The 14,723-nt window shown below is 37.6% G+C and carries 10 protein-coding genes; all 10 read left to right on the top strand.

What is annotated here, in order from left to right:
* Positions 1-56: 56 nt before the first annotated feature.
* Complete coding sequence (gene fbaA, locus GYX25_RS09950) at positions 57-1,136, top strand: class II fructose-bisphosphate aldolase (protein WP_091350037.1); 1,080 nt, start codon at positions 57-59, stop codon at positions 1,134-1,136.
* A gap of 187 nt (positions 1,137-1,323) precedes the next feature.
* Positions 1,324-1,752, top strand: coding sequence for a 50S ribosomal protein L11 (gene rplK / locus GYX25_RS09945; protein ID WP_034884321.1), 429 nt, complete (start codon positions 1,324-1,326; stop codon positions 1,750-1,752).
* Between the two features lie 3 nt (positions 1,753-1,755).
* Positions 1,756-2,457 carry a 50S ribosomal protein L1 gene (rplA, locus tag GYX25_RS09940; protein WP_091350034.1) on the top strand — a complete coding sequence of 234 codons (702 nt, stop codon included), beginning with the start codon at positions 1,756-1,758 and terminating at the stop codon, positions 2,455-2,457.
* Between the two features lie 229 nt (positions 2,458-2,686).
* Complete coding sequence (gene rplJ, locus GYX25_RS09935; RefSeq protein WP_065635705.1) at positions 2,687-3,184, top strand: 50S ribosomal protein L10; 498 nt, start codon at positions 2,687-2,689, stop codon at positions 3,182-3,184.
* A gap of 59 nt (positions 3,185-3,243) precedes the next feature.
* A complete protein-coding gene (rplL, locus tag GYX25_RS09930) occupies positions 3,244-3,612 on the top strand; it encodes a 50S ribosomal protein L7/L12 (RefSeq protein ID WP_085247025.1) in 369 nt (122 codons plus the stop codon).
* Between the two features lie 247 nt (positions 3,613-3,859).
* Complete coding sequence (gene rpoB / locus GYX25_RS09925) at positions 3,860-7,888, top strand: DNA-directed RNA polymerase subunit beta (protein ID WP_160403294.1); 4,029 nt, start codon at positions 3,860-3,862, stop codon at positions 7,886-7,888.
* A 90-nt stretch (positions 7,889-7,978) separates the two neighbouring features.
* Positions 7,979-12,196: a DNA-directed RNA polymerase subunit beta' gene (gene rpoC, locus GYX25_RS09920; protein WP_085247023.1), complete on the top strand. Its 4,218-nt coding sequence runs from the start codon at positions 7,979-7,981 to the stop codon at positions 12,194-12,196.
* 83 nt (positions 12,197-12,279) lie between these two features.
* A complete protein-coding gene (locus GYX25_RS09915; RefSeq protein WP_091350029.1) occupies positions 12,280-12,591 on the top strand; it encodes an antibiotic biosynthesis monooxygenase family protein in 312 nt (103 codons plus the stop codon).
* Positions 12,592-12,947: 356 nt separating this feature from the next.
* Positions 12,948-13,544 carry a LemA family protein gene (locus tag GYX25_RS09910; RefSeq protein ID WP_085247021.1) on the top strand — a complete coding sequence of 199 codons (597 nt, stop codon included), beginning with the start codon at positions 12,948-12,950 and terminating at the stop codon, positions 13,542-13,544.
* 35 nt (positions 13,545-13,579) lie between these two features.
* On the top strand, positions 13,580-14,464 hold the full coding sequence (locus GYX25_RS09905; RefSeq protein ID WP_238786103.1) for a TPM domain-containing protein: 885 nt from the start codon (positions 13,580-13,582) through the stop codon (positions 14,462-14,464).
* The last annotated feature ends 259 nt before the right edge of the window (positions 14,465-14,723 follow it).

Below are 14,723 nucleotides of genomic sequence, written 5' to 3'. Positions count from 1 at the left end.
GGATGGGGAAAAGACTCATCCTTTATTTTTATATAGATAAATTTATAGGTAACAAAATGACTACAAAGATTTCTGATGTCGTTAAACCTGGTGTAGTAACTGGTGATGATGTTCAAAAAGTATTTCAAATCGCTCGCGAAAATAATTTTGCATTACCCGCAGTTAATTGTGTCGATACTAATACAATCAATGCTGTTATTGAAACAGCGGCAAAAGTAGGTTCTCCTGTTATTGTCCAATTCTCTAACGGTGGAGCTCAATTTATTGCCGGTAAGGGCTTAAAATTAGATGGTCAAGAGTGTGCTATTCTAGGGGCAATTTCTGGTGCAAAACATGTTCATCTTATGGCTGAAAAATACGGTGTTCCAGTTATTGTTCATACCGATCACTGTGCTAAAAAATTACTCCCATGGATTGATGGTTTACTTGAGGCCGGTGAAACTCATTTTGCTAAAACAGGTAAACCTTTGTTTTCTTCTCATATGATTGATCTTTCAGAAGAAACATTAAAGGATAATATTGACATTTGTTGTCAGTATCTTGCTCGTATGTCTGCAATGAAAATGACTTTGGAATTAGAGTTGGGGTGTACTGGTGGTGAGGAAGATGGTGTTGATAACAGCCATATGGATAGCTCGGCACTTTATACTCAACCAGAAGATGTGGCATACGCTTATGAGCGTTTAAGTGCTATTAGTCCTCGTTTTACTATTGCAGCATCATTTGGTAATGTTCATGGTGTTTATAAGCCAGGTAATGTTAAATTAACGCCTAAAATCTTAGATAACTCACAAAAATATGTATCTGAGAAGTTTAGTTTACCTGCAAAATCATTGAATTTTGTTTTCCATGGTGGTTCAGGTTCTACACCTGAAGAAATTGCTGAAGCAGTAAGCTATGGTGTTATCAAAATGAATATTGATACCGATACACAATGGGCAAACTGGTCTGGTATTTTAGATTATTACAAAGCAAATGAAGCTTATTTACAAGGGCAATTAGGTAACCCAGAAGGTATTGATGCACCAAACAAAAAATACTATGATCCGCGCGTATGGTTACGTAAAGGACAAGATTCTTTAATTGCGCGTTTAGAGCTAGCATTTAAAGAACTTAACGCAATAAATGTTCTGTAATTTTTGTGTTTGTTGAAACTAAAACAGGGCTATTGCCCTGCTTTTGATTTATCCTATATTAAATTAAGTCTTGCATTTTTATTTTAGTTATAGGATAATTTTGCCCTCATTTAACTTAGGGGAGCTGTCTATTTATTAATAATTATTATTAATAGAGGCGTTTGCACCCGAGCAAAGGAAACTAAAAATGGCAAAAAAAGTACAAGCCTACATCAAGTTGCAAGTAGCAGCTGGTGCAGCAAATCCTAGTCCGCCAGTTGGTCCAGCACTTGGTCAACATGGTGTTAATATTATGGAATTCTGTAAAGCGTTTAATGCAAAAACAGAAAGCATGGAAAAAGGTTTACCGATTCCTGTTGTAATTACCGTTTATTCTGATCGTTCATTTACATTTGTTACTAAAACACCTCCAGCAGCAGTATTATTAAAGAAAGCTGCTAAAATTAAGTCTGGTTCTGGTGAACCTAACAAAAAGAAAGTAGGTAAAGTAACAAGCGCTCAAATTCGCGAAATCGCTGAATTAAAAGCTGCAGATATGAACGGTGCTACCATTGAAACGATGATGCGTTCTATTGAAGGAACAGCGCGTTCAATGGGCTTGGAAGTGGAGGGTTAATTCATGGCTAAATTATCTAAGAAAGCTAAACTTATCCGCGAAAAAGTAAATGCAACTAAGCAATACGAAATTAATGAAGCTATCGCTTTATTAAAAGAACTTGCAACCGCTAAATTTACCGAAAGTGTTGATGTTGCCGTTAATTTAGGTATTGATTCACGTAAATCAGACCAAAATGTTCGGGGCGCAATCGTGCTTCCACACGGTACTGGACGTAGCGTACGTGTTGCCGTATTTACTCAAGGAGCAAATGCAGAAGCCGCTAAAGAGGCTGGCGCTGAATTAGTGGGTATGGACGATCTTGCTGATCAAATCAAAAAAGGTGAAATGGATTTTGATGTTGTTATTGCATCACCTGACGCTATGCGTGTTGTTGGTCAATTAGGTCAAATTTTAGGACCACGTGGTTTAATGCCAAACCCTAAAGTTGGAACTGTTACCCCTAACGTTGCTGAAGCTGTAAAAAATGCTAAAGCTGGTCAAGTTCGTTACCGTAATGATAAAAATGGTATTATCCATACTACTATCGGTAAAGCTGATTTTGATGCAGATAAGCTTAAAGAAAATTTAGAAGCATTACTTGTTGCCCTAAAACGTGCAAAACCAGCATCTTCTAAAGGTGTCTTTGTTAAGAAAGTAAGTCTTTCAACTACAATGGGCGCTGGTGTTGCAATTGATCAAGCAACATTAAATGCAACTGTTTAATTATTTTATAGTTAAACAAAAAAATCGGTTGGTGTCTGGCCTTAACCAGACCCCGTCCAAGACCGTAGGTGTAGTTGAAATTTGACTACTTAATTTTCCTACGTAGACGGTGACAGAACCTGATAAGATATAATAGAAGGATTCTGCTCATCGTGATTGTGCTAGCTACATTTGTAGCTAGTGAAAATTAGTCTAGGCTTTTGCCTAGTGTAATCCAGGAGCAATACCAATGGCACTAAATCTTCAAAATAAACAAGAAATTGTTGCTGAAGTTAATGAAATCGCCAAAGGTGCGCTATCTGCAGTTGTTGCTGATTCTCGTGGCGTAACTGTAGAAAAAATGACTGCATTACGTAAATCTGCTCGTGAAGCGGGTGTTTATATGCGTGTTGTTCGTAATACGCTATTACGCCGTGTTGTTGAGGGTACTCAATACGAGTGTTTAAAAGATACGTTTGTAGGTCCAACTCTAATTGCATTTTCAAATGAGCACCCAGGTGCTGCAGCACGTCTTTTTAAGGCGTTTGCGAAAGAAAATGACAAATTTGAGATTAAAGCCGCAGCCTTTGAAGGTGAGTTAATTACTGCAGCGAACATTGATCGCTTAGCAACATTACCTACTTATGAAGAAGCATTAGCTCGCTTGATGTCAACCATGAAAGAAGCCGCAGCTGGCAAATTGGTTCGTACTCTTGCAGCGGTTCGCGATCAAAAAGAAGCTGCTTAATTGGCAGTTTGATTGTGAATTTTATCAATTAAAAAAATGTAAATTTGGGAAACTATATTATGTCTATCACTAAAGAACAAATTTTAGATGCAGTTGCTGAAATGTCTGTTATGGACGTTGTTGAACTTGTATCAATGATGGAAGAAAAATTCGGTGTTTCTGCAGCGGCAGCGGTTGCAGTTGCAGCAGCAGGTCCAGCAGAAGCAGCAGAAGAAAAAACTGAATTTGATGTAATCTTAAAAGATGTTGGTGCTAATAAAGTAGCTGTTATCAAAGCAGTTCGTGGTGCAACAGGTTTAGGCTTAAAAGAAGCTAAAGATCTTGTTGAATCAGCTCCAGCAACAGTTAAAGAAGGCGTTAGCAAAGCTGATGCTGAAGAACTTAAAAAAGCGCTTGAAGAATCAGGTGCAGTTGTTGAACTTAAATAAGTTTATCGACAACGAGGCAAATGGCTGGGGGTTTTATACCTCCAGCCTTTTTGCGCTATAACAAGTTAAAGAATTTTATTTGAAGATTATCAATAAAAGTAATAAAGAAATAGTATATTTATTAAGCCTAATCAATTGATATTTATAGATATTTTCGATGAGGTGTCAGGTGTTATCAATTTAGTGGTAGTATTCCTGATGAATATTTAATCATGCTAAAATAGCAGATAAGCAAGTTGAGGAACTAATGGTTTACTCTTATACCGAGAAAAAACGAATTCGTAAGAATTTTGGTAAGCGTCCACAAGTCTTGGATATACCGTATCTTCTTTCTATTCAACTTGATTCGTTCCAGAAATTTATTGAGCAAGATCCAGAAGGACAATATGGCTTAGAAGCTGCATTCCGTTCAATATTTCCGATAAAAAGTTATAGTGGTAACGCTGAGTTACAATATGTGAGCTTTAAGATGGGCGAACCTGTGTTTGATGTTAAAGAATGTCAAATTAGAGGGATCACTTACTCAGCACCGTTGCGCGTAAAATTACGTTTAGTTATTTATGATAAAGATGCGCCAGAAGGAACAGTTAAAGATATTAAAGAGCAAGATGTCTATATGGGCGAGATTCCTTTAATGACGGATAATGGTACATTTGTGATCAATGGTACAGAGCGTGTTATTGTTTCACAATTACATCGTAGTCCTGGTGTGTTCTTTGATAGCGATAAAGGTAAAACACACTCTTCTGGTAAAGTTTTATATAATGCTCGGATTATTCCTTATCGTGGCTCTTGGCTTGATTTTGAATTTGATCCAAAAGATAATCTTTTTGCTCGTATTGACCGTCGTCGTAAACTTCCTGCAACAATCATTTTGCGTGCGTTAGGTTATGAAACAGAAGAAATTTTAGATATCTTCTTTGAGAAAACTATTTTTGAAGTTGGCAAGTCTAAATTAAAAATGGATCTTGTTCCAGAGCGTTTACGTGGTGATACAGCGCTATTTGATATTGAATCAAAAGGTAAAATTTATGCTGAAAAAGGCCGTCGTATTACTGCTCGTCACATTCGTGAATTAGAAAAAGATAAAGTTAGTAAAATTGATGTGCCAGTCGAATATATTGTTAATAAAGTTCTTGCTAAAAATTATGTTAATGAAGACACTGGTGAAGTAATTGCTTTTGCTAATACACCGATCTCATTAGAGCTATTACTTCAATTAACCAATGCTGGATATAAAAAAATAGAAACCTTATTCACTAATGATTTAGATCATGGTGCATTTATTTCTGAAACATTAAATGTTGATTCGACTCGTGACCGATTAGGTGCATTAGTTGAAATTTATCGTATGATGCGTCCGGGCGAGCCACCAACGAAAGAAGCTGCTGAAGGATTATTTGATAATTTATTCTTCTCTGACGAACGTTATGATTTATCTGCTGTTGGTCGAATGAAGTTCAACCGTTCGTTAGGGCGTGATGATATTGAAGGCGAAAGCGTTTTAACGAAAGATGATATCGTTGAGGTAATGAAGAAATTAATCGCTATTCGTAACGGTCACGGTGAAGTCGATGATATCGACCATTTAGGTAATCGCCGTATTCGTAGTGTTGGCGAAATGGCAGAAAACCAATTCCGTATTGGTTTAGTTCGTGTTGAGCGAGCAGTGAAAGAGCGCTTATCTTTAGGTGATCTTGATTCACTAATGCCACAAGATATGATTAATGCTAAACCAATTTCAGCAGCGATTCGTGAATTTTTTGGCTCAAGCCAGCTATCTCAATTTATGGATCAAAACAATCCATTATCTGAAATTACGCATAAACGTCGTATTTCAGCATTAGGTCCAGGTGGTTTAACGCGTGAACGAGCAGGGTTTGAAGTACGTGACGTACATCCAACGCATTACGGTCGTGTATGTCCAATTGAAACGCCTGAAGGTCCAAATATCGGTTTAATTAACTCATTAGCGGTTTATGCTCGTACCAATGAGTATGGATTTTTGGAAACACCATATCGTCGAGTAATTGATGGTATTGTAACTGACGAAATTAATTATTTATCAGCAATTGATGAAAGTGAATTTGTGATTGCTCAGGCAAACTCAAATCTTGATGAAGATGGGCGTTTTAAAGAAGAATTAGTGACTTGTCGCTTAAACGGTGAGTCAGGCTTATATAGCCCAGAACAAATTCATTATATGGACGTATCAACCCAACAAATCGTATCAGTTGGTGCATCATTAATTCCATTCCTTGAACATGATGATGCGAACCGTGCTTTAATGGGTGCGAACATGCAACGTCAGGCAGTACCAACGTTGAAAGCGGAAAAACCGTTTGTTGGAACTGGGATGGAACGTGCTGTTGCCGTTGACTCAGGTGTAACAGCCGTTGCTCGCCGTGGTGGTACAGTTCAATATGTTGATGCATCACGTATAGTGGTTAATGTTAACGCTGATGAAATATATGCCGGTGAAACAGGTATTGATATTTATAACTTAACTAAATATACCCGTTCTAACCAAAACACATGTATCAATCAAATTCCATGTGTAGAATTAGGCGAAAAAGTTGAACGTGGCGATGTGCTTGCCGATGGTCCATCAACAGACTTAGGTGAGTTAGCATTAGGTCAAAACATGCGAGTGGCTTTCATGCCATGGAATGGTTATAACTTCGAGGATTCTATTTTAGTTTCTGAAAAAGTGGTACAAGATGACCGTTTTACATCAATTCATATTCAAGAATTATCTTGTATTTCTCGTGATACAAAGTTAGGCGCAGAAGAGATTACCGCTGATATTCCAAATGTGGGTGAAGCTGCACTATCTAAACTTGATGAATCAGGTATCGTTTATATCGGTGCTGAAGTTCAAGGTGGCGATATTTTGGTCGGTAAAGTGACACCTAAAGGTGAAACACAATTAACGCCAGAAGAAAAATTACTTCGTGCAATTTTTGGTGAAAAAGCCTCTGATGTTAAAGATACTTCATTGCGCGTGCCTAATGGTGTTTCAGGTACAGTTATTGATGTTCAAGTGTTTACTCGTGATGGCGTACAAAAAGATAAACGTGCGCTTGAAATCGAAGAGATGCAACTTAAACAGGCAAGAAAAGATTTAACTGAAGAACTTAAAATCTTAGAGGCTGCATTATTTGCTCGTATTCGTGATGTACTAATTTCAGGTGGAATCAGCGCTGATAAATTAGATGCTTTACCACGTGAAAAATGGTTAACAATCGGTATTGCAAATGAAGATAAACAAGCTCAATTAGAACAACTTGCTGAACAGCACGAAGAGATCAAAGCTGAGTTTAATAAAAAACTTGAAGCTAAACGCATGAAGATCACACAAGGTGATGATTTACAACCAGGTGTGCTCAAAATAGTGAAAGTTTACTTAGCGGTTAAACGTCAAATTCAGCCTGGTGATAAGATGGCTGGTCGTCATGGTAACAAAGGGGTTATCTCTAAAATTAACCCAATTGAAGATATGCCATATGATGATAAAGGTCGTCCGGTTGATATCGTATTAAATCCACTAGGTGTTCCGTCTCGTATGAATATTGGACAGATCCTAGAAACTCACTTGGGTATGGCTGCTAAGGGTATTGGTCAGAAGATTGATGCGATGTTAAAAGAACAGCAAGAGTTAGCTAAATTACGTGAATTTATTCAAAAAGCGTATGATCTTGGCTTAGGGGCTGCACAAAAAGTTAATGTAGCAGAATTTACTGATCAAGAAGTCATGAATTTAGCACAAAACTTGCGTAATGGTATGCCACTAGCAACACCTGTGTTTGATGGTGCCAAAGAGCAAGAAATTAAAGCCTTACTAGAGCTGGGTGATTTGCCGACTTCTGGTCAAATTACGTTGTATGACGGTCGTACAGGTGAACAATTTGAACGTCCAGTTACTGTAGGTTATATGTACATGCTTAAATTGAATCACTTAGTTGATGACAAAATGCATGCCCGCTCTACTGGTTCATACAGTCTGGTTACTCAACAACCATTGGGTGGTAAAGCTCAATTTGGTGGTCAACGTTTTGGTGAGATGGAAGTATGGGCACTTGAAGCATATGGTGCAGCTTATACTTTACAAGAAATGTTAACCGTTAAATCAGATGACGTAAACGGCCGTACTAAGATGTATAAAAATATTGTAGATGGTGATCATCGTATGGAGCCTGCGATCCCAGAATCATTTAATGTACTATTAAAAGAGATCCGTTCGCTAGGCATTAATATTGAGTTAGATGAAGAGTAATTTTTGCTAACTTAAATGATTTCTATTTATAGGGATAACTTATTAGCAATAATAAGTTATCTAATTGGTTTAACTCCATAGGAGTCAATTGTGAAAGACTTACTAAAGTTTCTAAAAGCACAAACAAAAACAGAAGATTTTGATGCTATCAAGATAGGGCTTGCTTCTCCTGATATGATTCGTTCATGGTCTTTTGGTGAAGTTAAAAAACCTGAAACAATCAATTATCGTACGTTCAAACCTGAGCGTGACGGATTGTTTTGTGCGCGTATTTTTGGACCAGTAAAAGATTATGAATGTTTATGTGGAAAATATAAACGTTTAAAACACCGAGGTGTGATTTGTGAAAAATGTGGAGTTGAAGTAACTCAAGCTAAAGTACGTCGTGAACGTATGGGGCACATTGAACTTGCATCACCAACTGCCCATATCTGGTTTTTAAAATCATTACCATCTCGTATCGGTTTATTACTTGATATGCCACTTCGTGATATTGAACGAGTGCTTTATTTTGAATCATTTATGGTTCTTGATGGTGGTATGACTAATCTTGAGCGTGGTCAGATTTTAACTGAAGAACAATATTTAGATGCGTTAGAAGAGTTTGGTGACGAATTTGATGCTCGCATGGGGGCAGAAGCTATCCAAGAGTTATTACGTAATATTGATGTGCAAGCGGAATGTGAAGCACTACGTGATGAACTATCAACCACTAATTCTGAAACTAAGCGTAAAAAACTGACCAAACGAATTAAGATTATTGAAGCATTTATTCAATCAGAAAACAAACCTGAATGGATGATTCTAAACGTATTACCTGTGTTGCCACCAGATTTACGCCCATTAGTGCCACTTGATGGCGGACGTTTTGCAACATCAGATCTCAATGATCTTTATCGTCGAGTTATTAACCGTAATAACCGTTTAAAACGTTTATTGGACTTGGCTGCGCCGGATATCATTGTACGTAATGAAAAACGTATGTTACAAGAATCGGTCGATGCATTATTAGATAATGGTCGTCGTGGTCGTGCAATTACAGGTTCAAACAAACGTCCATTGAAGTCACTTGCTGATATGATTAAAGGTAAGCAAGGTCGTTTCCGTCAAAACTTATTAGGTAAACGTGTTGACTATTCTGGTCGTTCTGTAATTACTGTAGGTCCATACTTACATTTGCATCAGTGTGGTTTACCGAAGAAGATGGCCCTTGAATTATTCAAACCATTTATTTACGGTAAATTAGAACGTCGCGGTTATGCAACAACCATTAAAGCAGCGAAGAAAATGGTTGAGCGTGAAGATGCAATTGTATGGGATATCTTAGATGAAGTTATTCGTGAACATCCAGTATTACTAAACCGTGCACCAACATTACATAGATTAGGTATTCAAGCATTTGAGCCGATTCTAATTGAAGGTAAAGCAATTCAATTACATCCATTAGTTTGTGCGGCATTTAATGCTGACTTCGATGGTGACCAAATGGCGGTTCACGTTCCATTAACGTTAGAAGCACAATTAGAAGCACGTGCGTTAATGATGTCAACTAACAATATTCTTTCACCGGCAAGTGGTGAGCCTATCATCGTTCCTTCACAGGACGTGGTTTTAGGTCTTTACTATATGACTCGTGATAAAGTCAATGCCAAAGGTGAAGGCATGATATTAACCGGTCCTAAAGAAGCTGAAAAGCTATATCGTTTAGGTCTAGTTGAATTACATGCTAAGGTTAAAGTCCGTATTACTGAAAGCCAACGTAATAGTGTAGGTGAGTGGGAAGATACCACCTCGGTGGTTGATACAACAGTTGGTCGTGCAATTTTATGGTTAATTATGCCAAAAGGGATGAGCTTCTCTGTTATCAATCAACCTTTGGGTAAAAAAGCGATCTCTAAAATTTTAAATATCTGCTATCGCCAGTTAGGCATGAAAGATACAGTTATTTTAGCTGACCAAATCATGTACACTGGATTTGCTTATGCGGCGCGTTCAGGTGTATCAGTTGGTATTGATGATATGGAAATTCCAGCGAAGAAATCACAAATCATCAACGAAGCTGAAATCGAAGTTGCTGAAATTCAAGAGCAATTCCAATCTGGTTTAGTAACTGCAGGTGAACGTTATAACAAAGTTATCGATATTTGGGCTGCTGCGAATGAACGCGTTGCTAAAGCGATGATGGATAACTTATCAACTGAAAAAGTAATTAACCGTGAAGGTGAAGAAGAAGTTCAATCTTCTTTCAATAGTATTTACATGATGGCCGACTCTGGTGCGCGTGGTTCTGCAGCACAGATTCGTCAGCTTGCTGGTATGCGTGGTTTGATGGCAAAACCAGATGGTTCGATTATCGAAACGCCTATCACTGCAAACTTCCGTGAAGGGTTAAACGTACTTCAGTACTTTATCTCTACGCATGGTGCGCGTAAAGGTCTTGCTGATACCGCATTAAAAACAGCGAACTCAGGTTACTTAACTCGTCGTTTAGTTGATGTGGCACAAGATTTAGTGGTCATTGAAGATGACTGTGGCACCTTAGAAGGCGTGGTAATGACACCTGTTATTGAAGGCGGTGATGTTAAAGAGCCACTTCGTGAACGAGTATTAGGTCGAGTTACGGCTGAAGATGTATTAAAACCAGGTAGTGCGGATATCTTAATCCCACGTAACACATTACTTGATGAAAGTAAATGTGACTTACTTGAAGCGGAATCTGTTGATAGTGTTAAAGTGCGTTCAGTGGTTTCGTGTGATACTGATTTTGGTGTGTGTGCAAAATGTTATGGCCGTGACTTAGCACGTGGTCACTTGGTCAATAAAGGTGAAGCAATCGGTGTTATTGCGGCGCAATCAATCGGTGAGCCAGGTACACAGTTAACCATGCGTACGTTCCATATTGGTGGTGCGGCATCGCGAGCAGCTGCAGAATCAAGTGTTCAAGTTAAAAACAAAGGTAGTATTAAATTAACTAATGCTAAATTTGTAACTAACCCAGATAAGAAACTAGTAATTACTTCGCGTAATGCTGAATTAACCATTATTGATGACTTAGGTCGAATGAAAGAAACCTATAAAGTGCCTTATGGTTCGATTTTAAGTAAAGGTAATGGTGTTGCGGTTGATGCGGGTGAAACAGTGGCTAACTGGGATCCACATACTATGCCAGTTATCTCTGAAACTAGAGGTTTTGTCCGTTTTGTGGATATGGTTGATGGTCAAACAATTACGCGTCAAACCGATGAATTAACAGGTTTATCATCTATTGCTATACTAGATGTAGCAGAACGTACTGGTGTTGGTAAAGATTTACGTCCAGCCATCAAAATTGTTGATGCTAAAGGTGATGATATCTATCTTGCTGGTACAGAAATGCTTGCGCAATACTTTTTACCTGGTAAAGCATTAGTACAGTTGGAAGATGGTGCTGAAATCAATATTGGTGATACACTTGCTCGTATTCCACAAGCATCTGTAGGTACTAAAGATATCACCGGTGGTTTACCGCGTGTTGCTGACTTATTTGAAGCACGTAAACCAAAAGAACCAGCTATCTTGGCTGAAATTGATGGTATCATTTCATTCGGTAAAGAAACAAAAGGTAAACGTCGCTTAATTATCACGCCATTAGATGGTAGTGAACCATATGAAGAGATGATTCCAAAATGGCGTCAACTTAACGTATTTGAAGGCGAACAAGTTGGCCGTGGTGATGTGATTTCTGATGGTCCTGAATCTGCGCATGATATTTTACGTCTACGTGGCGTTAATGCGGTAACACGTTATATTGTTAACGAAGTTCAAGAAGTTTATCGTCTACAAGGTGTAAAAATTAATGATAAACACATTGAAGTTATCGTACGCCAAATGTTACGTAAAGCAACGGTTATTCATCCAGGTGGCTCTCGTCTACTTGAAGGTGAACAACTTGAAGTTTCACGCTTGAAGATTATCAACCGTGAACTTGAAGCGCAAAATAAAGAACCAATTGTTTACTTACACGATTTACTTGGTATTACTAAAGCATCACTAACAACTGAATCATTTATTTCTGCCGCTTCGTTCCAAGAAACGACTCGCGTTTTAACCGAAGCTGCGGTGGCGGGTAAAAATGACGAATTACGTGGCTTAAAAGAAAACGTAATTGTTGGTCGATTAATTCCAGCAGGTACGGGGTATGCTTACCATAAAGAACGTTTACGTAAACGCGCAATGCCATCAACTGATGAGATTCAAACAACAATTTCAGCAGAAGAAGCAACCGCTAATTTAGCTGAATTGTTAAACTCTGCTGAAGAGAATCAATAGTCTCATTCGGTTTAATTTACAAATAGCACGCCATGCGTGCTATTTTTTTATGTCATGTTATAAAACTATAAAAGGAGATTGGTATGTACATTGTAATGAACCGTTTTAAAATTAAACGGGGTAGCGAAGATACATTTATTGAAATATGGCGAAATCGTGATAGCCATCTGAAAGAAATGAAAGGGTTTAACCGTTTTTACTTTTTACAAGGAAAAACAGAAGAAAATTATACACTATTTTCTTCATTTACTGAGTGGCAATCTAAAGCTGATTTTGAAGCTTGGGTTAATTCTGAACACTTTAAGCATACCCACCGTAATACGAATAACCGACCAAATAACAGTGATATTTATTTAGAGTCGGCACAATTAGAATGTTTTGACGTTATATTATAATAAATTCAGATATCAAGTTTGACATAAATGCAAAAAAGCTAATTTAGCTATTTATCATTTATTCAGTCAGTCCAACTAAGTTTTGTGAGCAATAATAAATTGATTTGGACGCCGATATGACAATAACAAAGGTGCCTAAAATCTAGCAGTAAATGTCGGATTTATTATATAAATAGTTGATTTTATTTTAAAATGCTAAAATAAAAACTCCAATAAAATCAATGCCTTTTCTGACTGATTTCTAGCTAATAAAATATAGCCAAGCACAAGTGTGTAAAGGTTTTTATATTTCTTGACAGGAACATTCCCCTTTTCTTAAACTGTTCGTAAAATAAACAACAATTTCAGGCGTACGGATGAAAATCAAATCGTTATTAATCATTGTAGTGTTAGTTGTTATTGGGGCGTTTATCTATTTTACAAGTTACAATGGCATCCAAACAAAGGACGAAAAGGTAGTGGCCGCATGGTCTGAAGTACTCAATCAATACAAGCGTAGAGCTGATTTAGTCCCTAATTTAGTTAATACCGTAAAAGGTTACACCACACACGAAAAAGAAGTTTTAATCCAAGTAACTGAAGCTAGAGCAAAAGTCGGATCGATTCAGATTAATGCTGATCAGCTAACTAACCCAGCTACATTCTCAAAATTCCAACAAGCACAATCAGAATTGAGTTCAGCATTAAGTCGCTTAATCGCAGTAAGTGAAAACTATCCAGAACTGAAAGCCAACACCCTTTATCAAGATTTAATGAGTCAGCTTGAAGGTACTGAAAATCGCATTACTGTTGCGCGCGGGCGATATATCGAAGCGGTACAAACATTTAATATCTATATCCGTAAGTTACCGACTAAATGGATTGCTGATAGCTTAGGAAAACAGCCAAAACAGCAATTTACGGTAGATGATGAAAAGCAAATGTCTAATCCTCCCGCAGTGAATTTTGGATAATTATTATCGTGAAAAAATATTTTCTATGTAGCATATTGTTCATAATTAGTTGGCTCAGTTATGGGCTAACTGATATTCCCGCATTCAAACATCGAGTGATTGACACGACTAATACATTAACATCGTCACAATTAAGCACACTTGAAGCAAATTTGAGTGATTATGAAAAATCACAGACAGACGGGAAACAAATAGCGGTTTTAATGATCGCTAAGCTTGATAATGAAACCATAGAACAATACGCAGATAGAGTCTTTATTCAATGGAAAATCGGTGAAAAAGGGCAAGATAATGGCATCTTATTACTGATAGTAAAAGATGACAAACGTATGCGCATTGAAGTTGGTTATGGACTTGAAGGAACCATTACCGATTTAGTTGCTAGCCATATTATTCGCGAACAATTAGCTCCACAGTTTCAGAAAAATAACTATTATCAAGGTATTGACAATGCATTGTTGGTACTGAAACAAAAAATTGATGATTCTAACCCAAAAGACGATGATACTCAGGACCAAAATCTCAATACTTTATTGGCGGGGGACTTTGGTTCCAAACTAATTAACTATGGACTAATATCATTTTTTATCTGTTTTTTACTAACCAGTCTATTTATCACCAAAGTTAGCGCCAAACGAAGTTTAGGAACAGGTTTACTCAACGGACTGTCTATTGGTGGATTTACTTTATGGCAAGGTTACCCAGTACATATCGCATTACCTCTGTTATTTTTAGCTTTCGTTGTCAGCACCATGATAAGCGGCATTTTAACTGCTAGAGGTGGTCGCGGTGGTGGCAGTAACCGCCGTGGTGGTGGCGGTTTTGGTGGGTCAGGTGGTGGCTTCGGTGGAGGATCTGGTGGCTTTAGCGGTGGTGGAGGCGGCCGCAGCGGAGGTGGGGGGGCATCCGGTAGTTGGTAATACAATTAATCCTATCACAACATCTAGTTAAATATTAACGACTAAAAAGCAGTCAGAAAAGATATTGATTTTATTTAAGTTTTTGTCGGTTTTTAGAGCTTTTAATTGAAGGATAAATAGATTTTCCCAGTCAATCTTAGGCTAGGCGTGCTTTTAAGTGGAAAGCTAACTTTAGCTTATTTTATGATGAAGTCATATGGTTGAAGATAATATAATGGTAGATAGACTTAGACAAACTAATTTGAATGTATTGAATTAA

Origin of the sequence: Gilliamella sp. ESL0254 (genome assembly GCF_013344985.1) — a bacterium.
Classification (GTDB): Bacteria; Pseudomonadota; Gammaproteobacteria; order Enterobacterales; family Orbaceae; genus Gilliamella; species Gilliamella bombicola.
The sequence above is the reverse complement of the archived record's forward strand: the minus strand, read 5'-3'. Positions and strand labels throughout refer to the sequence as shown.